This is a genomic window from Fodinibius sp. AD559 (assembly GCF_052712805.1).
The window spans coordinates 478,412-504,683 of record NZ_JBQPVW010000003.1 but is presented as its reverse complement, the minus strand read 5'-3'; the positions used below and the strand labels follow the sequence as shown (position 1 = coordinate 504,683).

26 protein-coding genes and 1 pseudogene are annotated in these 26,272 nt (G+C 41.1%); 18 read left to right on the top strand and 9 right to left on the bottom strand.

Annotation, left to right across the window (positions count from 1 at the left end; all coding sequences use genetic code 11):
* Positions 1-8 precede the first annotated feature (8 nt).
* The 14 genes and pseudogenes from ACQ4LT_RS07920 (at position 9) to rho (ending at position 14,002) form a co-directional block, all read left to right on the top strand.
* A complete protein-coding gene (locus ACQ4LT_RS07920; protein ID WP_445665492.1) occupies positions 9-1,058 on the top strand; it encodes an LPP20 family lipoprotein in 1,050 nt (349 codons plus the stop codon).
* A 143-nt stretch (positions 1,059-1,201) separates the two neighbouring features.
* Complete coding sequence (locus ACQ4LT_RS07915; protein WP_445665491.1) at positions 1,202-1,792, top strand: LPP20 family lipoprotein; 591 nt, start codon at positions 1,202-1,204, stop codon at positions 1,790-1,792.
* A gap of 150 nt (positions 1,793-1,942) precedes the next feature.
* Positions 1,943-2,182, top strand: coding sequence for a hypothetical protein (locus ACQ4LT_RS07910; RefSeq protein WP_445665490.1), 240 nt, complete (start codon positions 1,943-1,945; stop codon positions 2,180-2,182).
* A gap of 39 nt (positions 2,183-2,221) precedes the next feature.
* A complete protein-coding gene (locus ACQ4LT_RS07905) occupies positions 2,222-2,518 on the top strand; it encodes a transposase (RefSeq protein WP_445665489.1) in 297 nt (98 codons plus the stop codon).
* A gap of 11 nt (positions 2,519-2,529) precedes the next feature.
* On the top strand, positions 2,530-3,399 hold the full coding sequence (locus tag ACQ4LT_RS07900; protein WP_445665488.1) for an IS3 family transposase: 870 nt from the start codon (positions 2,530-2,532) through the stop codon (positions 3,397-3,399).
* Between the two features lie 53 nt (positions 3,400-3,452).
* Positions 3,453-3,860: pseudogene (locus ACQ4LT_RS07895) on the top strand (murein transglycosylase domain-containing protein); the annotation flags it as partial.
* On the top strand, positions 3,827-4,450 hold the full coding sequence (locus tag ACQ4LT_RS07890) for a transglycosylase SLT domain-containing protein (RefSeq protein ID WP_445665487.1): 624 nt from the start codon (positions 3,827-3,829) through the stop codon (positions 4,448-4,450). The pseudogene ACQ4LT_RS07895 and the gene ACQ4LT_RS07890, both read left to right, overlap by 34 nt.
* A gap of 541 nt (positions 4,451-4,991) precedes the next feature.
* The gene (gene glgB, locus ACQ4LT_RS07885) at positions 4,992-6,857 is read left to right on the top strand and encodes a 1,4-alpha-glucan branching protein GlgB (RefSeq protein WP_445665486.1); all 1,866 of its coding nucleotides are present in this window, start codon (positions 4,992-4,994) and stop codon (positions 6,855-6,857) included.
* A 130-nt stretch (positions 6,858-6,987) separates the two neighbouring features.
* Positions 6,988-7,806 (top strand): phosphosulfolactate synthase, encoded by an 819-nt coding sequence (locus ACQ4LT_RS07880; RefSeq protein WP_445665485.1) that lies wholly within the window; start codon positions 6,988-6,990, stop codon positions 7,804-7,806.
* A 36-nt stretch (positions 7,807-7,842) separates the two neighbouring features.
* Positions 7,843-8,661 carry a glycogen/starch synthase gene (locus ACQ4LT_RS07875; protein ID WP_445665484.1) on the top strand — a complete coding sequence of 273 codons (819 nt, stop codon included), beginning with the start codon at positions 7,843-7,845 and terminating at the stop codon, positions 8,659-8,661.
* 87 nt (positions 8,662-8,748) lie between these two features.
* Positions 8,749-9,942 (top strand): hypothetical protein, encoded by a 1,194-nt coding sequence (locus ACQ4LT_RS07870; RefSeq protein WP_445665483.1) that lies wholly within the window; start codon positions 8,749-8,751, stop codon positions 9,940-9,942.
* A 2-nt stretch (positions 9,943-9,944) separates the two neighbouring features.
* On the top strand, positions 9,945-11,228 hold the full coding sequence (locus ACQ4LT_RS07865) for a hypothetical protein (protein ID WP_445665482.1): 1,284 nt from the start codon (positions 9,945-9,947) through the stop codon (positions 11,226-11,228).
* A 58-nt stretch (positions 11,229-11,286) separates the two neighbouring features.
* Complete coding sequence (locus ACQ4LT_RS07860) at positions 11,287-12,624, top strand: tetratricopeptide repeat protein (RefSeq protein ID WP_445665481.1); 1,338 nt, start codon at positions 11,287-11,289, stop codon at positions 12,622-12,624.
* 181 nt (positions 12,625-12,805) lie between these two features.
* Positions 12,806-14,002 (top strand): transcription termination factor Rho, encoded by a 1,197-nt coding sequence (gene rho, locus ACQ4LT_RS07855; RefSeq protein ID WP_445665480.1) that lies wholly within the window; start codon positions 12,806-12,808, stop codon positions 14,000-14,002.
* A 243-nt stretch (positions 14,003-14,245) separates the two neighbouring features.
* Here rho and ACQ4LT_RS07850 read toward each other — a convergent pair whose 3' ends face one another.
* From ACQ4LT_RS07850 to miaA, 6 genes are read right to left on the bottom strand one after another with little or no spacing between them, the layout of a single operon-like run.
* Complete coding sequence (locus tag ACQ4LT_RS07850; RefSeq protein ID WP_445665479.1) at positions 14,246-14,578, bottom strand: rhodanese-like domain-containing protein; 333 nt, start codon at positions 14,576-14,578, stop codon at positions 14,246-14,248.
* 48 nt (positions 14,579-14,626) lie between these two features.
* On the bottom strand, positions 14,627-15,394 hold the full coding sequence (gene lptB / locus ACQ4LT_RS07845) for an LPS export ABC transporter ATP-binding protein (RefSeq protein WP_445665478.1): 768 nt from the start codon (positions 15,392-15,394) through the stop codon (positions 14,627-14,629).
* Between the two features lie 17 nt (positions 15,395-15,411).
* Positions 15,412-16,113, bottom strand: coding sequence for a phosphoribosylformylglycinamidine synthase subunit PurQ (purQ, locus tag ACQ4LT_RS07840; protein ID WP_445665477.1), 702 nt, complete (start codon positions 16,111-16,113; stop codon positions 15,412-15,414).
* A 3-nt stretch (positions 16,114-16,116) separates the two neighbouring features.
* Positions 16,117-16,455 (bottom strand): ATP-dependent Clp protease adaptor ClpS, encoded by a 339-nt coding sequence (locus ACQ4LT_RS07835; RefSeq protein ID WP_445665476.1) that lies wholly within the window; start codon positions 16,453-16,455, stop codon positions 16,117-16,119.
* A gap of 12 nt (positions 16,456-16,467) precedes the next feature.
* On the bottom strand, positions 16,468-16,716 hold the full coding sequence (purS, locus tag ACQ4LT_RS07830; protein ID WP_445665475.1) for a phosphoribosylformylglycinamidine synthase subunit PurS: 249 nt from the start codon (positions 16,714-16,716) through the stop codon (positions 16,468-16,470).
* A 36-nt stretch (positions 16,717-16,752) separates the two neighbouring features.
* Positions 16,753-17,682 carry a tRNA (adenosine(37)-N6)-dimethylallyltransferase MiaA gene (miaA, locus tag ACQ4LT_RS07825; RefSeq protein WP_445665474.1) on the bottom strand — a complete coding sequence of 310 codons (930 nt, stop codon included), beginning with the start codon at positions 17,680-17,682 and terminating at the stop codon, positions 16,753-16,755.
* Positions 17,683-17,926: 244 nt separating this feature from the next.
* Between miaA and dnaN the strand changes: the two genes are divergently transcribed.
* The 3 genes from dnaN (at position 17,927) to ACQ4LT_RS07810 (ending at position 20,739) form a co-directional block, all read left to right on the top strand.
* A complete protein-coding gene (gene dnaN, locus ACQ4LT_RS07820; RefSeq protein ID WP_445665473.1) occupies positions 17,927-19,042 on the top strand; it encodes a DNA polymerase III subunit beta in 1,116 nt (371 codons plus the stop codon).
* Positions 19,035-19,841 carry an SAM hydrolase/SAM-dependent halogenase family protein gene (locus ACQ4LT_RS07815; protein ID WP_445665471.1) on the top strand — a complete coding sequence of 269 codons (807 nt, stop codon included), beginning with the start codon at positions 19,035-19,037 and terminating at the stop codon, positions 19,839-19,841. The genes dnaN and ACQ4LT_RS07815 overlap by 8 nt, the downstream gene beginning before the upstream one ends.
* 91 nt (positions 19,842-19,932) lie before the next feature.
* Positions 19,933-20,739: a class I SAM-dependent methyltransferase gene (locus ACQ4LT_RS07810; protein ID WP_445665470.1), complete on the top strand. Its 807-nt coding sequence runs from the start codon at positions 19,933-19,935 to the stop codon at positions 20,737-20,739.
* Between the two features lie 220 nt (positions 20,740-20,959).
* Here the strand turns inward: ACQ4LT_RS07810 and argS are convergent, their stop codons facing one another.
* The 3 genes from argS to radC all read right to left on the bottom strand — a co-directional run bounded on the left by argS (position 20,960) and on the right by radC (position 23,775).
* The gene (argS, locus tag ACQ4LT_RS07805) at positions 20,960-22,600 is read right to left on the bottom strand and encodes an arginine--tRNA ligase (RefSeq protein ID WP_445665469.1); all 1,641 of its coding nucleotides are present in this window, start codon (positions 22,598-22,600) and stop codon (positions 20,960-20,962) included.
* Positions 22,601-22,665: 65 nt separating this feature from the next.
* On the bottom strand, positions 22,666-23,010 hold the full coding sequence (locus ACQ4LT_RS07800; protein WP_445665534.1) for a four helix bundle protein: 345 nt from the start codon (positions 23,008-23,010) through the stop codon (positions 22,666-22,668).
* A gap of 45 nt (positions 23,011-23,055) precedes the next feature.
* Positions 23,056-23,775 carry a RadC family protein gene (radC, locus tag ACQ4LT_RS07795; protein ID WP_445665468.1) on the bottom strand — a complete coding sequence of 240 codons (720 nt, stop codon included), beginning with the start codon at positions 23,773-23,775 and terminating at the stop codon, positions 23,056-23,058.
* Positions 23,776-24,052: 277 nt separating this feature from the next.
* On the opposite strand from radC, the gene ACQ4LT_RS07790 reads away from it, so the two are divergent.
* Positions 24,053-26,272: a sugar-binding protein gene (locus ACQ4LT_RS07790; RefSeq protein WP_445665467.1), complete on the top strand. Its 2,220-nt coding sequence runs from the start codon at positions 24,053-24,055 to the stop codon at positions 26,270-26,272.

The following is a 26,272-nucleotide window of genomic DNA, read 5'->3' as shown; positions in this document are numbered from 1 at the left end:
CTTAATTTATGAGAATAGACAGCATAAGCCATCAGTTATTTCTATTAGCGGGTGTTGTTTTGCTTGCATTTACTTATGGTTGTTCTGTAACAGCTGAAGCCCAAAGTCAGGAATTGCCGGCCTGGATTAATAATCCTTCAGATCAATATAGTGAGAATCAGTTTTTAATGGCAGTTGGTTCTTCTCCCACGAGAGAGGGAGCACGCATTCAGGCACAATCCAATTTGGCCCAAATATTTGTGTCGGAAGTTGAGGTTGACGAATCCTACGTCAATGAGTTTCAAGAAATTACAGACTCTGAGGAGGGGACAACTACCCGCGAGAATACCAATTTAATTACCCGGTCAGAGGTTAACTCGGACCAACAGATGAGAAATGTTGAAATCAAAGAGATGCACCAGGCTCCGAATGGAACATTTTATGCTCTTGCAGTAATGGACCGTTTGGAAACTTCACAGTTGTACAGTCGGGAAATAGAGAACAACAGAAATAAGATTAATATGCTTCGAGGAAATGCATCTCAGACCAATAGCCGAATAGATCGGTTAATATATTTGAAGCAGGCATTGGCAGCAGCAAGGGTTAACGACATGTTAATTAACCAGCGGGCCATCCTTTCCGGACAAGGGGTACAGGGGGGATCAGCCTTGGCAGAACTTATACAAGAGTATAGAGAGGCAAAAAAAGCCTGTACTGTAAAGTTAATAAAAGATGGAGAAGTACCCGGGGAAGTCCAGTCTGATATTACCAGAAAGCTACAAAATGAAGGGTTTGAGGTGGCCAGTAATACTGATGAGCCGGTGATTGAAATGACTGTTAATTTAACGATGGATCCGGTCGATTTAAATCGTCCCAAGTATGAATTTATCCAGTGGGCATTACAAATTGAGGCTCAAAACAAGGAAAATGGACAATGGTTCAGTACGTATACGGCCGAGGGGCGTGAAGGAAGTATGAATGAAAAGTATGCACGCCAGAGAGCAGTTCAGGCAGTACAAAAGAAGTTGTCTTCAGAGTTTTCGAGTTTTATCAACGAAGAGCTACTATCGGTAGAATAAACAAAATTAGTCAGGTTATTATATCAAATAAATGTGATTTACTGATAAATTTTTTAAACTATTATCCTATTTAGTAGGAATATACTATTAATAAGTTCATCAATATGGACTACTTTAATCATCAAATATAAACAGGGATCATTATGAAAATACGAATACTACTCACTTTTTTATTAGCTGGATTTTTAGTTATAGGTTGTAGCAGTTCAGAGTCGGCAACAGATAACTCAGGAAGCGATTTGCCAAGCTGGTACACTAATCCACCCAGTAGCGATAGCGAATATATCTATGCCATTGGAGAGGGAACCTCTTCTCGCAGAAGTATGGCCAGAAAACAGGCGTTGCAGAACGGACGAGCAGCACTCACGCTTAAGCTTGAGTCTGAAGTAAGTGCCATGCAGAAAAACTTTGCTGAAGAGACAACATCAGGAACAAACAGCAATTACAGTGAAGTGTTTACTGATGTATCTAAATCAGTTGGACAACAAACGTTGCGTGGCGTGGATGTCGATAGAAGTAAGTTTTATCAGCGCGATAATAATACCAAACATGAGGTACTTATGTTGGTACGTTTACCCGTTGGTGAAGCAGCAAATGCTTTGAACCAAGCACTTGAAAATACGCTTTCTAAAGAGGAAGAACTTTATACAAAGTTCAAGGCATCAAAAGGCTTTGAAGAAATGAAAAAGTCTATTGAAGAGATGAAAAATGGTAGCATGCCCTCTGAGCAATAGTTTGGAGAGGAATAACCAGTAAGGTTTAAAATATCTCGATCCGTTTATTCCGGGTCGAGATATTTCTTTTTTAAAAAGGGAGATAATAATGCGAAAATATTGCCAACCGTATTAGCTGTGTTAATTTCAATGTTAGGGAGAGGGAAATATATGTTTAGGCAAAAAAGGTTGTACCGTTTAGGAAGATATTTTATAGGAATTTCATTTACAGTACTCTGTATAGGTATTTCATCTGTTTGTGCACAGGATAGCTTTGAAGATTATAAAGAGCAGTATCAAGAGGGCTATCAGCAATATTTAAAAAATATTGAGAATGGTATAGCAAGTTCTGAAGAGGACTATGAAAAATATAGAGATGAACTTGCTACATTTTGGTGGACACCCAGTTAAGCCATAGATTGTCGTCGCAATTTATGAGAAATAATAATTATGAGTAAAAGACAAACCTACAGCAAACAGTTTAAACTGGACGTGATCCAGCAAAGTTACCAACGAGACAATATCCGCGAGTTGGCCGATGAGTTAGGGATTGACCCGGGCCTTATCTACACTTGGCGATCGAAATATAAAAAAGAGCCCCAGCAGGCCTTTCCGGGCAAAGGCATTCCCAGCCAGACGCCCGAAGAGAAGGAGCTGGCCGAGTTGAAAAAAGAACTGGCTGACGTGCGGATGGAGCGCGATATCTTAAAAAAGGCCATGGGCATCTTCACCAAGAAAAACGGGTAATTTTCCAATTTATGGCTGAACATAAACATTTATACCCCATTGTGAAGATGTCCGAGGTATTCGATGTAAGCAGAAGCGGATATTACAGCTGGATGGGCCGCGGGCCCTCCGATCGCGCCAAAGAAAACCAGCGCCTTCTGGAGCTCATCAAGAAAATTTGGCTGAAGTCGGGGAAGACCTACGGCAGCCCTCGGATTCACCAACAATTGCTTCGAGGGGGTGAGCAGTTGAGTCGCCGGAGGGTCGCGCGGCTGATGAGAAAAGAAGGCATCCAGAGCCAGATTCGCCCCAAATGGGTAGCTACGACCGATTCGAAACATTCTCTACCGGTGGCCCCGAATCTGCTGGATCAAGATTTTTCTGCTGGCCAATTAGGTCAGGTGTGGGTAAGCGACATTACCTATATCCCCAGCAATCAGGGTTGGTTGTATTTAACGACGATTATGGACCTGGCTGATCGCCAGATTTTGGGATGGTCGTTCTCAGAAGGTATGAGCGCCGGTGAAACGATTATCCCAGCATGGAAAGAGGCTATTCAGCGGCGCCCGCTCCAAGAGGAATTAACCTTCCATTCTGACCGGGGCATCCAGTATGCCTGCCAAGAGTTTAGCAGACTACTAGACGCTCGACCGCTGGTTTGCCAAAGCATGAGCCGCAAAGGCAACTGCTGGGATAACGCACCAGCCGAGAGCTTCTTTAAAACCGTTAAAGCAGAACTACCAATAGAACCTAAGAACTACAGTTATGATAAACTTCGAGGAGTAATCTTCCAATTTATTGAGATCTGGTATAACCGCCAGCGCCTGCATTCTACGCTGGACTACCGCACACCGGCGGAAATGCAAGATTATTTAACCCAACAACAAGAACTGGCTGCATGATCTGGCTTAATTCACTGTCCATTTTTTTGTAGCAATTCCAAGAGGCATTTGAAAAGGAGTACAAAGCATTTAAGGAAGAAATGCAGAAAAAATGGGGTGATTTTAAAGAGCGCTCCAAAAAGCAATGGGTGGAATATAAAGAAAATGGTAATCTGCGTATATCAACGGATTTTGAGAAAGGGAGTGGTCAGATTGAGGTAATTGCTGAGAGCAAAGAGGAAGCTGAAAAGGTTAAGGAGGAAATGCCCGAAAAGGTTTCTGAGGCTTTGAAAGCTAAGGGAACCAGAGAAGGATTTGAAACAGAAAATGTGCCTAACAAAGAGATTACTGACGAGGCAGTTTTAGAAGGTCAGCTGAATAAGCCTGAAGACCAAACCGTAGATGAGTATGCCAAAGAAGTCGTAGAAAAAATACGAAGACAAAAGAGGTGCAGGGTGATGATGGAGAGACGCGTTATGTAGTATATGTGGATTTTCAGCTTTCAGATGATCATTTGCAAAAAAGAGCAAAAAAGGTTGAGGATTTCGTATATAAATTCTCAAGAGAATATGATATCGATCCGGCTCTTGTATTTGCAATAATTCATGTTGAGTCTCACTTTAATCCCACTGCCGCCTCTCATGCAAATGCGTATGGGCTAATGCAGTTGGTGCCGACAACAGGGGGACGTGATGCTTATCGAAGAATTTTTAATGAAGATGGGATTCCTACCAAAGAATTCTTGTTTCAGCCGAGCAATAATATTCAAATGGGAACGACTTTTATAGATATCATGGCGTCCAATTATTTTAATCGCGCTGAGGATGAGACAACCCGGGAGTATCTAATGATTTGTGCATACAATACGGGCGCGGGAAATGTATCGGTAGCTTATACGGGTAATACCAATTTATCGAAGGCGTTTTCAAAAATTAATAGCATGTCACCGGAAGAGAACTATAAACATTTGCGTAAAAATCTGGAATATGCTGAGGCCAGAAACTATCTTAAGAAGGTAACGACCCAACGTGATAGATACAGTCAGTGGAAACGGCAGGTAAAAGAAGAGTAGGATAAATTTGTTTCAAAACGGAAGGCTATAGCTTTTACTCTTCTATCATCATTTTAATTTCAGTGAGATCTATAGCCAGCTCTGCCCTAAAGCTTTTCAGCATCAAAAGATCTATTCACTATTTTAGGATTAAATCATGAACAGTCGGCAATGCCAACTCCTTGAATTATTTTCCTATCTCCGCTTAAAAACTCACTATTTAGCACTTGATACTGTCTTAACTCTATTTTGAATGCCCTGTCTATTTTCTGGTGTAAAAATAGGCAGGAAAAATAATGGTCAGGTACGATAATCCGCAAGTAAATGCATTAAACTAAAGAATAACCTCGTAACCTTGTGGTTAAATATTAGGTAAGAGAAGAACTCATTGATGCTTATATTATCCCCTGAAAGGTGAACACATAGAATATAGAGATCTTAATAAAAATCGCTACTCTGTAGTATCGGAATAGAGATGAGCGGGAAGTTGTTGGTGTTGTTATTTGGCCTATTTTGCATTAACTATATCTTCTGAATTTGATAATGCCCTAATTCCAAACTATTGAAAACTATTTTAACAGATAAAGACAAGCAGTATTGGCAAGAGGGTCATCAACATGAAGCTTATAATTTTATGGGGTCCCACTTCACCGATGAAGGGGTGTACTTCGCTGTTTGGGCGCCACATGCCTACAGGGTAAGTGTTGTAGGTGAGTTTAATAATTGGGATGGCAGAAAACATCCTATGGAGAAGGATGAAGATACCGGTATTTGGACGACCTTCATTCCCGATATTGAGCATTGGACTTTGTATAAGTACGAATTGAAAACGGCTGAGGACGCCCCTCCCTTTTTAAAGTCAGATCCTTATGCCCATGCCATGGAAGTTCGCCCCAAAACAGCTTCGCTGGTGTACGATTTGTCGGGTTATGAATGGGAGGATGGAGATTGGATGACGAGCCGAGAGCAGCGGCAGTCATTTCAGCAGCCCATATCTATATACGAAGTGCATCTTGCATCATGGAAGAGAAAGGGAGAAGATAATGATGAGTATTTGAGCTACCGGGAGTTAGCGCATGAGTTGGTTCCCTATGTAAAGAATTGTGGGTTTACTCATATCGAGTTAATGCCTATTGCCGAACATCCTTATGACCCCTCTTGGGGTTATCAGGTAACGGGTTATTTTGCTCCTACCAGTCGTCTGGGAGATCCCCAGGATTTAATGTACTTCGTAAATGAATGTCATAAAAACGATATAGGTGTAATAATGGACTGGGTCCCCGGCCATTTCCCAAAGGATGAGCAAGGGTTACAAATGTTTGATAGTACTCCCTTATATGAGTACGAGGATCCTAAAAAAAGGGAACAGAAAGATTGGGGTACGTACATTTTTGATTATGGAAAAGAAGGAGTGCGTAACTTTTTATTATCAAATGCCCACTACTGGTGCAATAAATATCATATTGATGGACTGCGCGTAGATGCGGTAGCTTCTATGTTGTATCTGGATTATTCTAAAGGACCGGACGAATGGACGCCAAACGAGTACGGGGGTAATGAACATTTGGAAGCCATTCGATTTTTGAAGGATTTTAATACAATGATCCATCGCGAATTTCCGGGAATTCTAACGTTTGCTGAAGAATCAACCTCTTGGCCCGGAGTGACGACTCCTGTACATAACGATGGCCTCGGTTTTGACTATAAGTGGAATATGGGATGGATGAATGATACACTGGAGTATATTCAAAAAAGTCCGGAAGAACGTGAGAGTGATCCCAATAAGATTACGTTTCCGATGATGTATAACTATTCGGAAAATTTTATTCTCCCCTTTTCGCATGATGAGGTGGTACACCTCAAAAAACCCCTGGTTTGGAAAAGTACAGGCAATGAAGATGAACAGTTTTCTAACTTGCGTTTGTTATTCACATACCTTTTTGGCCATCCTGGTAAAAAGTTGATGTTTATGGGCGGTGAATTTGCCGAGACAAGTGAGTGGGCTGAGGATCGATCGCTCCATTGGCATTTACTGGATTATAAGCGACATCAGGGGATTAAAAAGCTGGTAGAAGATTTGAATACTTTGTACAAACGGGAAGAATCACTACACCAACTGGATAAAGACCCCAATGGTTTTGAGTGGATAGCCTTGGGTAAAGAGCAGCCTTCGGTGTTTTCATTTTTGAGAAAGGCAAAGAATCCTGTCAATCACCTTTTGTTTATTTTGAATTTTTCTGATCGACAGATATCCGATTATACGGCCGGACCTTTTAAAGGAGAACAGTACCGCATAATTTTTAATAGTGAATCGGAATATTACGGGGGGACAAATAAAGGTGGTCACTATGGGTTGGGAGAAGAACAGCACATTTGGATGGAACCTTATTCGGCATTGGCGCTAAAGCCAGAACGAGAACTTGCGTAGTATGTTCGTTTTCGTTCATACAATGTAATGTTGGAAACAAGTTTATAAGAATAAAGGTCGTAAAAGATTTTATTAACAGGCTCCATTTTAGTATATTTGTCCGTTTAATTTGTCAAATTTATAATTTCCAATGGCTTTTAAGCTCAATCATCTCCCAAATCGTACCGAAAAACCTCGAGAAAAAGGAATGACGCTTGTTTTAGACAAGGGTCTAAGTGTTCGCCAAGTCGAGGATTTTTGCAAATCTTGTTCCAATTATATTGACATCGTAAAGCTTGGCTGGGGAACCAGTTATGTAACACAGAATCTGGAGGATAAGCTGGCTGTATATTCCAATGCAGATATACCGGTTTATTTTGGGGGTACACTTTTTGAGGCTTATGTACTGCGCGATCAGCTTGATGCGTATATGGAGTTGTTAGATCGGTTCAATATCGAGCATGCCGAAGTGTCAAATGGAACAATATGGCTTTCCGATAAACGAAAGGTAGAGATTATTCAGAAAATGAGTAAGCACTTTACCATTTTATCGGAAATAGGCAGTAAAAATCCCAATGATATAATACCTCCATATAAGTGGGTTAAAATGATTGAGCGAGAGCTTGATGCCGGTGCATGGAAAGTTATCTGTGAAGCTCGAGAAAGTGGAACTGTGGGCGTGTTTCGTCCCAACGGTGAAGTGCGATCCGGACTTATTGATGAAATTGCAGACTCAGTACCTGTTGAGGATTTAATTTTTGAAGCGCCTCAGAAAGAACAGCAGGTTTGGTTTATTCGTAAGTTTGGAAGCAATGTAAATCTTGGGAATATACAGCCTTCAGAAGTAATTCCTGTCGAAACTCTGCGTTTGGGGCTTCGAGGCGATACACTTTTTGATTTTTATTCACTTGATGACGAAGAGATGAGTCAGCTTTATGCGGATCAGGAGAAAAAAGAGTCCGACGAATAAACAATAAATTAACAACGAATTCATTAGTATTTATCTATGAAAGTATTATATGCTGCCGCAGAAATATCTCCCTTTGCCAGAATGACCCATACAGCTGATTTGCTCCGGTTTTTGCCGGCGTCCTTACAGGATAAGGGATACGAGATCCGCATTTTGTTACCCAAATATGGTACGATTAATGATCGCAGAAATCGATTACATGAGGTAATTCGCCTGTCTGGTATTGAGATTGAAGTAGGCGAAAAAATAGAAAACATGCGTATAAAGGTAGCCAGCATTCCCAATGCGAAGCTACAGGTATATTTTTTGGATAATGACACCTACTTTAAGCGTAAGGCTATGTTCATGAATCCGGAAACAGATGAACACTATGATGATAATGACGAGCGAATCGTCTTTTATAGTAAGGGTGTTTTAGAGACGGTAGCAAAGTTGGGCTGGGAACCTGATATTATACACTGCCACGATTGGGCAGCAGGTTTAATTCCATTACTTGCCAAAGAGAAATATAATGATCTGGATCTTTTTAAGGATACAGAGGTGATTTACAATATCCATCATCCTGAAAACAACGGAATATTTAATAAAAAGTTGTTAGATCTGGTTGGTTTGCCTGATTCTGTAGATAAGGACAATCTTATAGAGGGGGAGAACGTTGACTTACGCACCCTCGGTTTAAAATACAGCGATCATGTTGTAACCGGCAATCATATAACGGATGAATTAGACGATCTTTTTGACAAGCTGGGAATTTCAGCAAGAAAAATCCAGGGATCACCTGAAGATGTTTCAGATAAATTTGCTGACTACTACGATGAGATTGCCGGAAACGAAGAAGAAACGGAAGAATCATAAATTTAGAGCAGTATCTCGTTGCAAAATTTTATACAAACCTCCTTTCAACAAGCAAGGTCATTTCACTTAATTTTAATTTTGGGTGTCTTGGTGGGCTTCAGCGCCTGCGAAAATCCGGGCTCTGTAGGTAGTGATATTACAGGTCCTACTTCAGAAGTAGTGCAAGACACATTAATTATTGATGGGCTAACTTCTGTAGATGCCACATCTTATTCCGGTGAACAGAATTTCTTTTCGGCCGGGAGTTTTGATGATCCGTTATTTGGCAGCATGGATGTTACGGGTTATTTGAAACCTAACCTGCCGGCATCATCTGATACCATGAAAGCAGATGGAGAATTGCTGTTGCGGATCATGTATAATTTGGGGCAAGTTTCCGGAGATAGCGTTGGCACCCAACAATTTGGCTTGTATCAAATTGATCAATATTGGCGGGATCGTGTGCTAAAGGTAAATGATAAGTTGTCATTAGGACAAAAGCTCGGTGAGTTTTCGGTTGGATCCGAAGATTCTCTGATGATCAATCTCTCTGATTTAGCATCAGAATGGGTGGATAAATATCGTACGTATGCCGAAGATTCAAAGGCAGATGAGACAGGTTCAGTTGATTCGACCTATAAATACGATGCGCATGGCTTGGCGTTAGTCCCCCAAAACAGTACTAAGATTTTACCACTTTATCGGGATTCAACTCGTTTTGTTATAGAGCATCCCGAGGCAGATACGTTTGATGTGTCACTTAATAGATGGGGATATTATTTAAACAGGGGTAGTAATACTACCATCCCACAAGGGTCAATACCATTGCACAGTACGTACGAAAATGTGCTTAATTTTAAAAGACTGGGAATTGATCAGCTGGATATACAAGTTTCCGGATTGTCGCGGGCCATATTGGTACTGAATGAAAATACTGATGCCTTGGAACAAAGTTTGAGTGGAGAACCTTCAACTATTAAAAGGGCAAAAGAACAGGTAGCATATTTGCACTTGGCTGATCCTGAGGGGTTACCCGAAAATATTGACCCGGGTGCACCGTTAAATAGTCCAACCCGATTGCAAGGCAGTTATTCCGTTGAAAATGGTACTTTTCGATTTGATGTTACAAGACTGGTCGAAAATATTATAAGAAATGGATTTCCGGAAGACCGGGAGTTCTTTATAACACTTCCTAATAATGGTGTTATAAAATCTACTCTTATAATGACGGATGATGATCAGGTTCCTGCTGGACTGAAGCCTAAAATAATAATTACCTCTTTAAAAAATATTAAGAATTAGCGTTGAAAAAGTTAGCTCTTATAGTAACACTACTGGTTTTTGGAACTTCTACAGCATTTGCTCAATCAGGTGATGCTAAGGCTAAAAGTGGATCTGTATATTCCAAAATTGGTATTGGATATCCATTGGAGACAGGAAATACTGCAGCCCAATCTATGGGACTTTTAGGAGTCTCATTTAATGAGACCTTTGTGGGCACCATCACAAACCCGGCGCACTGGGGGAATACTGTATATGGTCTTGGTGTTGGAGAAATAGGTGTTGATTCCTATACCGCTACTAATGCTACGGGAAGTGTTACCAACTCAAACTTTTCAGTTGGACAATTTCAGCTTCAGTTACCTATTATTCGAGGCAAATTGGGGCTTTCGGGGTCCTTCACGCCTATTACAGAGGCAAAATTTCAAACGTTTGAACAAAAAAACCAGATAATTGGCGGAGAAACACTTGATTACAGTATTGAAAATCGTGGCAGTGGTGGATTAAACAGAGCTGAGTTAGGGCTTGGCTGGAGAATTAATTCTAATATTTCAGTCGGCTATGCTACATCCTTGTATTTTCTTTCAATCGATGATTTGTATGTGGCTCAGTTTCCACAATCGCCCTATCGTAATGCCAATTTTACCATTGAAACCAGTGGACACAGCTTTGGGCATCGGGTAGGAACATTTATTCAATTACCTAACTTCTTCAAAGAAGATGATCATTTAGGTATTGGTGCAACCGTGAATTTACCTGTTGAGCTGAATTCAGAAAGAAAGCAAACAGGGGTTGTAGATAATGGGGCAGTTACGTTAACTGAAGATTTGCAAAATGCCGAAGGTCCTATTAGAATACCCACCAAAATTACCGGCGGTGTAAGTTATAGTCCAAATAACTTGTGGATGGTAGGTCTTGAAGGACTTTATGAGGGCTGGTCGGCTTATGAAAATGATTTTAAACCCTCTGAAGACCAGCTGTTTGTAGACCGGTATAAAATGGGTTTGGGAGTACAGTATTTTCCTTTTGTAACTGGATCAACTAAATTTTTGTCTAATTTTAAGTACCGGGCAGGAGCTTCTTATGACACGGGACACCTAAATATTGACGGGCAACAAATTAACACACTTAAATTTGCATTCGGAATTGGCCTTCGATCGCCACGGTCTAATTCCTCTATTGATTTAAGTTTTGAATACGGAATAAGGGGCACGCAAACATCAAGTTTGGTGCAAGAAAATATTTGGGGACTACGACTGACGCTTAATTTGGCTGAAGTAATGTTTTTCCGCCCAAAGCTTCAATAACAATAAATTGCTTTAGAAACAGTTTTAAACTTGAACCATACAGTAAAATTTCAGCATTATGAAAAAGCTAATACTAATAACTGCTTTTATCTTCTTAGGTAGCAGCTGGTCGTTGGCACAAACCGAGCAATCTTCTGTGCAGCCACCCAGTGGGATGAGTGAAATACAGGCTTATTCAATATTTTATGAAAATTATAAGAATGATTCTTTTGAAGAAGCTATAAAGTTTGGCCGCTGGATGTGGCAGGGAATGCCAGAAACCATTGAAGGATATTCTCGATTTGAATTAAAACGTCAAATTGACCGCCTTACAACCGCTTATAGTGAGGTTGCGCAGAAAAAACAAGATCCCTCACTAAAAGAAGCCTATGTTGATACCGCGCTTTTAATCTTTGACCGGGCGTTTGAAAAATTCTCAGACGATACGGATGCAAAATATGACTGGCATATAAAAAGAGGTCGCCTGCTGCAGACTCATTCCGATAATGTTGAAAATGCATCAATGCGTGCAGCAGAAGATTATTATAAGGCTTTTCAACTGAAGCCGGAAGAGCTCACCAAAAGATCTAAGGGATATTATATACAAAGAATACTGAATGAGTTTTCTTCTGGTGGAAAAAAGGATGAGGCCTTGGCTGTGATGAAAAAAGCTGAGCCACATGCCTCTCAAAAGTTATTGAATTCATTCAGTAGTGTACGAGAGGAACTTTTTGATTCACCGGAGGAGCAAATTGAATTTTTAGAAAGTGAGCTGGAAAGTAATCCCAAAGACGAAAAGGTTTTAACGAAACTACGGGATGTTTATAAAAGTCAAGAGATGGCTGCAAAGGCACGAGAAGTAAGTCAAAAACTTTATGAGCTAAATCCTAACTTTGAAAATATCATGGCTGTAGCTGAGGCTGCTAAAAATAATGCCAATTACAATACGTCCATCAAGTACTTTAAGGAAGCAATGGATAAGGCCTCAACGGATAGAGAAAAGGCTGATATTGCCCTAAATATCTCTGATGCTTATCTAAACCAAGATCAGTTGCGTAATGCGCGTCGGTTTGCGCGGCAGGCACTTGATTATAGTGACAGCTGGGGTGTCCCATATATTCAGATTGCTGATATTTATGCTCGGGCAGTAAGTCAATGCACCAGCGACCGAAAGCTGACTCCTGAGGACAAAACTGTTTACTGGTTAGTATTAGATTATTTGGATAAAGCTAAGCAGGTTGATCCCAATACGGCGAATGAAGTTGATCGAAAGTATCAATCGTATAAGCCGGTAATTCCTACAAAGTCAGAGAAATTTTTCTGGAAACCACCATTGGAGGAAGGCGAAAGCTTTGAAATTGATTCTTCCTTGATGGAGTGCTATGGCTGGATCAATGAAACAACAACAGTTCGGTAAATTTTAAATAACGGTAAAGATTATTATCTTTATCTATTCGATTTGGCAGTACAGCTCTTGAGCTGTACTGCTTTTCACCTCTCAATTCTTAAATCACAATCACATCCTACCTTCTGTGTGTTAGTAGCTTTAATTTTTATAACAGCAGATATGTAGGTAATAAGTTAAATTATTGGATGTAATGGGACGTTCACGAAATAATAAAAATCGCGGTCGCAATAAAAATAAGAATGTATTTGTACCTCGATTTAAAGATAATAAAAATGTGGAAGTAGCCGGTCGTTATAAGGGGGTAGTTGAAATTAATGAAAAGAACTACGGTTTTGCTCGGGAGAAAGACCATGAATTTAGCTATGAGCCCAGCGACCCCTTTCTAAGACCCGACGAAGTTAAGAAACATAATCTACGTCCCGGCCTGGAAATTGAAGGAGAGTACGAGGAGGATGAAAGAGGGCATCGCCATATTCATTCCATTGAGAAGATAAACGGGCGTGATCCTATGGAGTGGCAGCGAGCCACCCGTTTTGAGCTGCAGACTCCCATTATGCCGAATGAACATATTGAGCTGGGGATAGATCCCGAGGATATTGAGATGAGAGTAATGGATCTGATTGCTCCCATTGGTAAAGGGCAGCGGGCCTTGCTTGTAGCACCACCCCGGACCGGTAAGACGGTGTTGTTGAAAAAAATTGCTGAATCACTAACTAAAAACCATCCGGATATTAGCACGGGAATATTGTTAGTGGATGAACGTCCCGAAGAGGTCACTGATTTTATAAGATCTACGGATGCAGAAGTATTTGCTTCTTCAAATGATAAGCCTACCGATAGCCATATAAGAATTACGGAACTTGCTTTGGGGTATGTGAAACGAAAAGCGGAAATGGGTGATGATGCAGTATTGCTTATTGATTCTCTGACTCGGCTGGGAAGAGCATATAATAATATTCAGGAAAGTAGTGGGCGTACCCTTTCAGGCGGACTGGATATACGTGCGCTGGAAATTCCTAAAAAGATATTTGGCTCTGCCCGAAAAATTGAAGGTGGCGGATCGTTAACAATTGTTGCAACGTGCCTTATTGAGACCAATTCCCGAATGGATGACCTCATTTTTGAGGAGTTCAAGGGAACTGGTAATATGGAGGTTGTGCTCGACCGCGAGCTGGCAAACGATCGGATTTATCCCGCTATAAATATTAGTGCTTCGGGAACTCGTAATGAGGATAAGTTCATCGATGATTCCATGGAAGAACGGAATATGGTGCGCCGTTATCTGCTCAAAAAGTCACCGAAAGAATCTATGCAGAGCCTGCTAAAGGTACTTAAAAATACCGATAGCAATGAAGAACTGCTCAATCAGATTGCAGCAATGGTCTAATTAGTTGAAGTAAAGATAAACATTTTGTAGTTATTGGAGACTTGAAAAACCTTTATTATTTAATAAAAATAAAATGGCTACAAAATTTGAGAGAGGATTGTTTAAGATTGTATTAGCTATAGGCGGAGTTTTGGGTAGTTATATGACTGGCATTGTTATTTATACCGTAATATATGGAAACAGTTTATGGTATAATTTTGGATATTCGGTAGGCTATATAACAAAAAAAATTAGTAGCATTTTTTAGTAAACGGGAAGACTATCATCAATTTCTCGTGCCCATTTGTTAATACCGCCTTTGAGATTCTTTACATTTTCGTACCCTTCCTCCTGTAGTAATTCGCATGCTTCGGCACTGCGGCCGCCGCTTCGGCAAAGACAGATGATCTCGTTACCTTTGTGATCTTCAAGTTCATCAATTCTGTTTGCCAGTTCTCCAACAGGAATTAATACTGAGTTTTCAATATCAATTTTAGACTGATATTGTTCGAAGGGTTCTCGTACATCCAAAAGAAGAAAGTTGTTTTGATTATCATCAATTTTTTCTTTTAACGATTGTACAGAAATTTCGTCCATTCTCTTAATTCTTGTAATATTTTAGAATTTAAAAAAAAATAATTTGTGCTACTCTTCTTGTTGCGAACCATAGCGATCCAGTTTAAATTGACTTCCAAGATATAAGCGTTTAGCTTCTTCATCTTCAGCCAATTCATCAGCTGATCCCTCTTTTAGAATTTTTCCTTCAAACATTAAGTAGGCTCGATCAGTGATCGCAAGGGTCTCGTGCACGTTATGATCTGTAATAAAAATACCGATATTCCTGAATTTCAGATCAGCTACAATTTCTTGGATATCTTCAACGGCAATGGGATCAACGCCGGCAAAAGGCTCGTCTAAGAGGATGAATTTAGGATCGGTAACGAGTGCCCGGGCAATTTCGGTTCGGCGGCGCTCACCACCAGACAAGCTGTATCCTTTGCTGTCTACGACGCGTTCCAGTCCAAACTCTTCAATGAGCTGGTTAACACGTTGATCAATTTCTTTTTCAGTAAAATTAAAGAACTGGAGAATGGATTCGAGATTTTCTCGCACGGTTAAATTGCGGAATACACTCGCTTCCTGAGATAGGTAGCCAACTCCAAGACGAGCTCGTTTATACATCGGCATACCGGTAAGATTTTTGTCATCCAGGAAAATCTCACCACTGTCGGGAGTTACCAATCCCACAAACATATAAAAGGTAGTGGTTTTTCCCGCTCCATTGGGTCCCAACAGTCCTACAATTTCTCCCTGTGTTACATCAATAGATACATCCGAAACAACAGTGCGCTTTTTATAGCTTTTGGTAAGCCCGCGGCTGTGAAGCGTTTTGTTGGATGATTGTTTTTCCATAAATAATTGTTGCTGATTTATGCAACAGCGAGTTCATTCAGAACTGATTCAAAAATGAGTTTACCATCATCAGAGCCGATAAGTTCTTCAACAGCACGTTCGGGATGAGGCATCATTCCAAGAATATTACGCTGGGTATTACAGATTCCGGCAATATTATCAACGGAGCCGTTAAAGTTAGCTTCGTCTGTAACATTACCTTGTGAATCACAATAGCGAAAGACAATCTGGTCGTTATCCTGGAGCTTTTTCAGTTGATCTTCATCGGTAAAGTAATTTCCCTCACCGTGTGCTACAGGAATTTGCAGAACTCTCCCCTCTTCAATATTTCGGGTAAAGAGCGTATTGGATGTTTCGCAGCGCAAATGGGTTTGCTTGCAGACGAAACGTAAATCTTTATTGTGTAGCATCGCTCCGGGCAGTAATCCTGCTTCCAGAAGAATTTGAAATCCGTTGCAGATGCCTAATATGGGACCGCCCTTTTCAGCAAATTCGATAACCGATTGCATGATGGGAGAGAAACGGGCAATGGCACCAGAGCGTAGATAATCTCCATATGAAAATCCACCGGGTATCAATAGAAAATCAATATCCGACAGGTCGGTATCTTTATGCCATAGAAATTTCGTTTCAGCGTTCATGATATGAGCCATGGCATGATACGCATCGTGATCGCAGTTAGAGCCGGGAAATACAATTACGCCAAATGTAGCAGACACAGTTTATCCTTTTATTTCGGTGACAAGTTGAATTTCTTTGAGCACGCCATTGACTTCGAAACAATCTTCGAAGGGGCCTTCGTAGACTTCGGCCTTGCCCTCGTTATGTACTTTATATGTTAATTCTTTGGCGTGATCTTGGGTACAGTCGAGAGCTTTAATAAGTTGACCAATAACTTCATCAAAAGTATGAATGTCATCGTCGTAGAGAATTACTCTCCATGGGGATTTCTCATCCTCGTCCTCCTTTTCTTTTTCGAGAACGTCAACATCAATATCGGGAGCTTCTTCTTCCTGGGCACCCGAACCAGATCCTAATAAGCTAAAAGGCAGATGGTTCATAGCGATAGCTAATTAGTTTTCATGGATCTCAATTTTAAAATCTTCCATAACTTCATTGGCAAGTAATTTCGAACACGCTGTTTCGGCCACTTTGTGTGCCTCTTCTTTATTATCAGCGTCAATATCGAGTTCAATTAGTTTGCCAATACGAACTTGGTTTACTTCGTTTAAGCCAAGGTTTTTTAACGCATTATGTGCTGCTTTACCTTGTGGGTCAAGAATTGATTTTCGGAGCGTAATATTTACGGTAGCCTTATACATGCTGTGAAAGTTGTGCGGTTTTTAATGAGGGTAAAGTTAATCTTTATTTGGCTTAGCTGCTAACTGTGACTGGATATAATTCTGGGCTTCCAATAGCTTTGTTTGATCCAGGTCAATCCAGTTAATAAAATCCCAGCGCCGAAACCACGAAAGCTGCCGCTTGGCATAGCGACGGGTTTGGGTTTTCATGTCTTTAATCATCTGTTCACGGGATATCTCATCATTCAAATAAGCAATAGCTTCTTTATATCCAACCGTATTCAATCCGGGATCTTCCAATGTATATCCCATATCGAGAATTGTGCGTACTTCGTCGAGGAATCCTTCTTCAAACATTTGATCTACCCTACGGTTTATTCGGTCATAAAGTTTTTGCCGGTCGCGGTATAATCCGAAAACCATCATATCCTCAGGAACCGATATCGTATTGTCATCAGAATGAAAAGAGCTAAACGGACGTCCGGTTTGCATCCACACATCAAGAGCGCGAACAATGCGCTGGGTATTCATCCCGTCCATTTTTTGTGCGTAATCGGGATCTATCTCTTGTAGTTTTTGATACAGTTTTTCGATTCCCTCGTCCTCGATCCTTTTTTCAAGTTTAGCAATATTTTCTTCATTTGCTTCTGGGACATCATCCAGCGGTTGAATAACAGATTGCACATGCAGGGTACTTCCGCCAACATATAATACATTTTTATTGCGTGATAGAATCTCTTTTTTCCATTCCATAGCCCGCTCATAAAAATTGACAACACTGTCTTTTGTGGCGGGATCGATAATAGATAAGTTGTAGTGTGGTACGCCAGATTGCTCTTTTTGGGTAGGTGTGGCGGTGCCAATGTTCATGTATTTATAACATTGGCGGGAATCGGTAGAGATAATTTCTGCATCGAGTACTTGGGCCAGTTCTATTGAGAGAGCTGTTTTACCTACGGCAGTAGGTCCCAATAAAAGTATCTGCACGTTAATACGGAATCACTTAGCTGGAATTTTTATGATACTAAATATAAAGAAATTTGTATCTACTTTTTGGAACATATGTACATCCAAATAAGCAGAATTTATAGGGGTTAAACAGCCTGAAAATAGTTGTAGAAAGCATGGGTTATATGGTTGCTAAGAGAGCGAGTATTTATTAGTATATGGTACTTATTATACAGACTAATAATTGAGGTCTGTTGAACGCTTAGCTCAAAAATATTTATCTATGAAATTCAACGTATCAAGCAGTGAACTGGTAAAAGCATTATCCGCTGTATCAGGGGCGGTACCGAATAAGGCAACTCTTCCTATTCTTGAAACTATTTTATTTGAAAGTGATGGAGATAAACTGCGCCTTACCGCTACGGATCTTGAAATTTCTATTCTTGAGTCGATGGATGCTGATATCGACGAAGGAGGGGCGGTGGCAATTCCTGCTCATCGTTTAATAGAAACCCTGAGACAGTTGCCGGATATTCCCGTTTCTTTTCAGGTGGATGAAAAATTTAATATCAAATTTAGAACCGATAAGGGAACGTATAAGCTTGTGGGCGAAGATCCCGATGAGTTTCCCGAAGTTCCTAATCTTGATGAGGGACATACACTTGAAACTGAGAAAGGTGTGATCACTACAGCGATAGATAAAACGCTTTTTGCTGTTTCCAATGATGATCTGCGTCCTGCTATGATGGGCGTTTATTTTGATATCGGTCCCGAGGAAAGCAAGTTTGTGGCTACCGACGGTCACCGTTTGGTAAAGTACATTAAAGAAGATCTCACCAGCGATAAAGAGGTTGACTTTATTGTGCCCGAAAAGGCGTTGAATCTTGTGAAAAAGGCGCTGCACGATGAAGAGTGTGCCCTCACTATTACTGAAGATCATGCGCGTTTTAAAAGTGGCAATACCATTGTGATTACTCGGCTTATAAATGAGCAATATCCCAATTATGAGTCAGTAATTCCCAAAGACAATGAAAAGACGCTGATCATTAACAAAGAGCAGATGCTGGCTACGGTTAAGCGTGTAGCTATTTTCTCGAGTTCTACAACCCGCCAAATTCGCCTACAGCTCAATTCCGATCAGCTAACGATTCGGGCAGAGGATATAGATATGAGTAGCGAGGCCAAAGAAACTATTGCCTGTGAATATAGCGATGACGAAATGGAAATCGGGTTTAATGCCAAATATCTTGCTGATGTATTAGGAAATGTGGATGATGAAGAAGTCTATTTTGAATTTTCTACTCCCAACAGGGCCGGAATAGTGAAACCATCAGAGGAAGAAGAAAACGAGCGTATTCTGATGCTTGTTATGCCGGTGATGCTCAATACCTATGCGTAATGTGATTACCCTTACCACGGATTTCGGTCTGCAGGATTACTATGTGGGTGCCATGAAAGCTGTTATGCTGAATATCGCACCCGATGTTCGGCTGGTTGATATATCCCATGAGATTCCTTCGCAGGATATTATGGCCGGATCCTGGATACTGAAAAATTCGGCGATGCTTTTTCCGCCGGGGACGGTGCATACCGTTGTCGTTGATCCGGGAGTGGGCACAGATCGTGATCCCATCGCTTTAAAAATGGGAGATCAATATTTTGTTGGTCCCGATAATGGAATTTTTTCGCTGCTTGCCACGGATGTTGATTACAAAGCTGTTCGGTTGACAAACGAAGAGTATTGGAGAGAGGATCCATCCAACACCTTTCACGGACGTGATATATTTGCTCCTGTTGCGGCTCACCTGAGCCAGAATGTAGCATTAGAAGATTTGGGAGATCCTGCAGAAGATCTGGTTAGTTACCGCTGGACAGTGCCCATTGCTGACAAAGATGGATTAGAGGGGATGGTCATTCATATTGACAAGTTTGGCAACTTGATAACTAATATTACGGAAGAACTTCTGGAAGAGGTTATCGGAGATAAAAATGTGCGCATCTATGTGGGGAATACCATCTTGGATGAAATTGCAACTACTTTTGGCAAAGTAGCAGAGGGTGAGCCGGTGGCCTATATCGGCAGCTCGGGGATGCTTGAAGTTGGAATCAACAAGGGAAATGCGGAGGAAATGTTGAGTGTCCAAAAAGGAGCTCAAATTTCGTTGATTCTTCAGAAAGAGAGTCAGTCCGAATTGTAACACCCGCCTGATTATTTGCGTATTATCTTGGGTTAGATGGAATACGAAAGTATCATCTTCATATTTTGAATATCAACGGCTATAAAATACTATGTCTCTCGAAATCCGGTCACCCAAATATGAGCGCGCGTCCATAACCATTCCTTCAGAAGTTGCTGATCTACAGAAAAGTTTCAACGGAACTATTTGTTCCAATAAAGGGGATGAATATGAAATTTCAGATAATATAATTGATTTATTGGGAGATGAGTCATCAGAGATGACCTGGGCCCAGAGTTCGAATCACTGGAAAGTGACGGCAGCGGTTTATGAGGATATCTGGCGTAAACGATCGCTGTCTATTTTAACGGGAGAAGAGTTTCCTATTCAGAAAGAGCAAGAGCTTTTAAAGAATTGGCTGAATCCCCAAGCCAATAAACTATACATGGATATTGGTTGTTCGACGGCGCTTTATGGGCGATTAGTCAAAAAGGAACAGCAGCAATGTGATATAGTGTCCCTCGATTTTTCAAGGCAGATGCTTGAGGAAGCACGGTTAAAAGCAGAGGCAGAACAAATAAGTTTGTATTTGCTCCGATCTGATGCGCGACAAATGCCTTTCTTTGGAGCAACTTTTGACGGCCTGATGATGGGAGGTACGCTTAATGAGCTGACGGATCCTTTGAAAGTTTTATATGAAGCTCGACGTGTAATAAAAAAAGATGGGACGTTTTTTATGATGCATCTTGTTAAGTCTCCTACCTGGTATATTCGATTAATGCAGGATTCGGCCGGACTTGGCGGACTTACATTCTGGACGATAGAGGATAGTAATCAAATGTTTGAGCGTGCCGGTTTTTCTGTTACGGATCAGTTTACTAAGGGCATTGTCTGTTTTACGAAGCTGGTTCCGGCTTAAGTTTTACCTGACAAATATTATATCTGGCACCGTAGCTCTGCTGCGGTGCCTTTTACAAATTGTTTTATGCGTTCCGCAGCAGAGCTACGGAACGAGATGTGAATTATTATGAGTAGGGAGAATGAAACTGATTCCGGCTTTAGGAAACGTGTCATCCTGAACTTGTTTCAGGATCTATTCAGATGTTGCAATAAATTCATTATGACATATTGGGTATTTATCACATCTTTTCCGGAGCTGAAATACCCAGAATTCCCAACCCATTTGCAAGAACCTGTGCCGTTGCCTTCGCCAGTGCCGACCGTGCTTGAATCAGCTCTTTTTCTTCGCCAAGAATGCGGCAATCGTGATAAAAAGAGGTGAATATGGAAGCAAGATCTTCGAGATAATTAATTAGTCGATGTGGCTCTCGACTCTCAGCTGCGCTTTGAATCATCTCAGGGAACCGAAGAAGACTTTTAATAAGGGCCGTTTCGGATTTGTGAGTGAGCAGCTCTAAATTAGGTTGGTCCTCTATATCAAAAGTATATTCCTTATTCGCTTTTCGGAGGATACTGTGGATACGAGCATGCGCATATTGTAGATAGAAAACGGGATTCTTTTCGCCGGCCTCCTTGGCTTGTCCGACATCGAATTCAAGATGTGTATTTGGATCGCGCATCTCAAAGAAAAAGCGCGTAACATCGGCACCGACTTCATCCATCAGCTCGTCGAGTGTAACAAAATTGGCTTTACGGGTACTCATTTTAAAGGGTTCTCCGTCTTTTACCAGCGTTACAAACTGGTAGACGACCACATCAACCTTTGAACGGTCATAGCCCAGTGCCTCGATTCCGGAAAGCACATCTGGGTAGGTGTCGATATGGTCAGCGCCAAAAACGTCAATGCATTGATCGTAGCCGCGATCGAGTTTATTGGCATGGTAGGCGATGTCGGGTAGGCGATAGGTCGGTTCACCCGTGCTTTTGATTAATACCGTATCCTGATCTTTTCCAAACTCAGTCGTTCGAAACCAAGTAGCACCGTCTTTATCATAGGCTAAATCTTCTTCTCGGAGCGTTTCTACTGTTTGATCAATAGAGCCATCCTCATAGACTTCTTTTTCGTTAAAAAAGGAGTCCATTTCAATATTCATCCGTTTGAGGGTAGCCTGAATATCATCGAAAATTACCTGCTCGGCTTTGTCCTTAAAGGGATCTACTTCTTCAGTCTTGATGAGACTATCACCATATTCATCAATAAGTTCTTGCGCAATGTTTTTGATGTATTCCCCTTCGTAGCCATCCTCAGGTAATTTAGCTTCATGATCTAATAACTGTAGATAACGGGCCCGGACGCTTTCTCCCAGCTTCCGCATTTGTCGTCCGGCGTTATTAAAGTAGTACTCACGATCGACGTCGGCGCCGGTCCATTCCAGCAGATTCGCGATGGTATCACCGAGTACCGCATTGCGGCCATGGCCCACTGTTAAGGGGCCAGTAGGGTTGGCGCTGACAAATTCGACGAGGATTCGCTTATTTTTTAGAGAATCAGACTTTCCGAATTTATTGCCCTGTGTCAGAATTTCTTGAAGTTCATCAAATAGATAATTTTCGGAATATCGAAAATTAATAAATCCCGGACCTGCAATTTCTACAGCTTGAATCTTGTTCTCATCATATTCCAGCCCCTCAACAATCTGCTCAGCAATGTTCCGCGGATTCATCTTGAGTACACTGGCCAGGTTCATGGCAATATTGGAAGCGGCATCGCCGTGCTCGGGCTTATTGGGTTTTTCGATCTGAATTTCTGAAATGTCATCGTCGCTGATATCAAACTGCTGCAGCGATTGGTTGATAATAGAGCGCAGGTAATCCTTCATGAAATGATGAGTTGCTGAAAATTAAATGAGCGCTAAATATAAGCAGTTGAATTAGGAATTGAGAATTAAGAATTAGGATTTTTCAGGGTTTTTATGATTGATCCAATAATTTTCAACAATTCGTTGCAATCTTCAATTAGGGAATTCGAGAGTTCTGTCTCTGTGATTTGGGAATCCCGAAGTAACCGAAGCCAATAATGGGTTTCCCTTGCTTCTTTATATGAAATTGAGAGTTTAGCCTTAAAATCTCTTCTGCTTTGTGCTCCTATTGCTTCTTCAATATTTGCCCCAACTGAAATACCACTTTTTAAAACTTGTTTGGCTATTACGTATTCTCGTGAATCCTCAATAATCATCTGATTTAGTTGGATAATACGTAAAGCAAAATTATAGCTCTTTTGTTGGACGATATTTCCTTTTCTTCATAATAATTCGAATATCATAATTCCCAATTTCTAATTTAAAAGTCCTTTGGCACGGAAGCTGGTATAACCATCGCCGGCGATGATGATATGATCATCCACTGGAATCCCAAGCAGTTTGCCCGACTTGGTGATACGCTTGGTAAGTTGGATATCCGCTTTAGACTCTTTGTTATTTCCGCTGGGATGATTGTGAAGCAGTAAAATGCTATTTGCTTCATTCATAACGGCCTGACGCATAACCTCTGCCGGATCCACTATTGTTGCTGTAGAGCCCCCTGAACTTATTTTTTTATATCCCATTACGATTTTAGCATTATTGAGGAAGGCCACCATAAATATCTCTTTGGTGAGGTCGCGCAGCTTGGGGCCGAAATAGGCCACAGCATCTTCGGGTGAGGTTATTTGTACCTGTTCGCCCAAGCTGGCCATTTGTATACGCCGGGATAGTTCAAAAACTGCTTCCAAAGTCAGTGATTTAACTTTTCCCATGCCGGGAATTACTTTAAGATCCTGCCATCCCTTGCGTGCCAGATAGCGTAGCCCATCGAAATGGTCGAGCAGGGCTTGCGACATCTGGATCACATTCATCTTTTGGCTGCCGGTGCGCAAAAGAATTGCTATTAGCTCCGCATCCGAAAGGCTTTCACTGCCGTAGTTAGTCAGCTTCTCTCGCGGCTGCTCATCCGGATTCATCTCTTTGACGGTGCGTTTTAAAAAATCATTGGGTTCGAACTGCTCTTGATCAGACATATTTCTGTACTCTTGATTTAGGTTTATTAGTAAGAGCGTTGGCGTTATAAATCCTTACAAAAAACCTTACGAGAACGAGGGATCAGTTGCTTATTTTTAACAACCTTTTAAAGATGGAGGCTATTAATTTTGAGATTTCTATAAGATTTTTAGCGTAACATTTTGTGAGCTATTCGTAAGAAAAAATCTCAATATTTAAGTAAAGACATTAATTTTTAAATATACGCTATATATGCTCCAGGCACATTTCTGGCGAATTTTTCTCCTAACAGCAGTTATGTTTTGCACCAATTTCCTGCCTTTAAAAGGTCAGGAAAAAGCGGATACTCTCGAACAGGTATCACCCTATGCGATAGAAGAAGATTTTGATATTTCGGCTGATCTGTCTCACCCAGCATGGCAAAAGGCAAAACCAGCTTATATCAAACACCAAGTACAACCTAACGACAATATGCCGGCCCTTGTCGAAACCGAGGTGAAGGTGCTGTATAGCGATCAAAATATCTATATTGGCTTTATCAGTAGCGATCCGTCCCCCAAAGATATCCGAGCTAATATTTCGGACCGCGATGACAGTTTCCAAGATGATTATGTGGGTATCATCTTGGATCCCTTTAACAACAATCAGCAAGCGTACCAACTGTTTATAAATCCGCTGGGCATACAGATGGATGGCATGCGCACCGGCAACAGCGAGGATATGAATTTTGATATGCTGTGGTATTCGGATGGAAAGATCACGGATAGTGGATATCAGGGCGTGATGAAGATTCCGTTTAAAAGTCTCAGTTTTCCCGATCGGGATATTCACAACTGGTCTATTCAATTTATCCGTAATTATCCCCGGAATAGTCGCTACCAGTTTGTGTGGAGTGAAGTAGATTTGGATAACTCATGTTTGATTTGTCAGAATGGTCAGTTGACAGGGATGAAGAACATCGAAAATTTCAATACAATTGAGTTTTTACCTTATGGGATGGGTTTTCAAAGCAGTACTATTAATGATGCAAGTGATCCGAACTCCGGTTTGGATCACGGTCCGATAGATGGTCGAATCGGCGGCAGTATCATGTATGAGCCTACTTCGACGACCTCCCTAAATGCTGTTGTTAATCCGGATTTTAGTCAGGTAGAAACCGATGAGGCTCAAATTTCTGCTAATGAGACCTTTGCACTTTATTATTCTGAAAAGCGTCCTTTCTTTATGAAGGGCAGTGATCTTTTTAGTACGAGGGAGGATCTATTTTATTCTCGGATGATCAATCGTCCGCTGGCGGCTGGAAAGGTAACCCATCAGTCACAAGATTATAGCATCGCATTTTTGACAGCCTACGACCGTGAAGCACCTTTTATTATTCCCGGACGGTACGGCAGCTCGCTGGTTCAATCGGATGTTGGAGCCTATAATAATGTGTTGCGTGGTAAATATAATGTTGGTTCTGAATCACATGTTGGTGGATTATTAACGACCCGAAATCAACAAGAGGGGCATAACTATGTTGGTAGTATCGATTGGAATTTTTTACTGACCGATAACTATTATTTTAGCGGTCAGGCTGCTTATGCTAATACCAAAGAACTGGATGAGCCAGAACTTTTTGATGATCCGAGAACCCTCGGCGAAAGTTCCTATGACGCCGCCTTTAACGGGGAACAGTTTGGGGGTATATTATTAACTTCCGAGTTCTCACGGCAAGCGAAGCACTATAATTTTTCATTTGGATACACCTCTTATTCTCCAACCTTTCATACCCAAAGTGGGTTTATTAACCAGGTTAATCAGCGTCGATTCGATGCCTCGCAAAGTTTATCCTATTATCCCGGTTGGGATTGGTTATCCGACGGGAGTGTAAGTGTAAGCGGTACCTGGCGATATGATTTTAGCGGTCAGTTTCAGGAGCGATATATTTTTACCAGATGGAGTAATAACTTTGGCGGACAAACGAATTTGTCACTTAGCTTTTTACCTCTTAATGACGAGCGATTTCGAGGTCGACTCTTCACCCAAATGAACCGGCTCATGATTGATGTGAGTACCAATCCGTTGAACGAGTTGTCATTGAGTGGGCATGTGGATTTTGGAAAGTATGTAAATCGTCAGGAAAATCCTACGCTGGGTGAAGGATATAATATTTCTGCGGATGCAACCGTAAAGCCAACTTCCCGTCTGGAAATGTCGCTTAGTTATAGTTATTCTACCCTTTCGGCCGCAAATGGGGAGGAAGAGTATTTTAGCGGTGACATCTATCGACTAAATGGAAACTACAACTTCTCGAAAAAGCTGTTTGCGCGAGTAATAACGCAATACAACTCATTCAACGAGCAGCTGCAGATTTATCCGCTTGTCTATTATAAAGCCAATCCGTTTACTAAGTTTTATATTGGGATGACGGATTATCTGAATCATTTTGATCAGCCGGGTCCCAATGGATTTAGGGGTTTCAAAGAAACTGATCGTCAGTTCTTTGTGAAGTTTCAGTATTTAATTCGTAGCTGA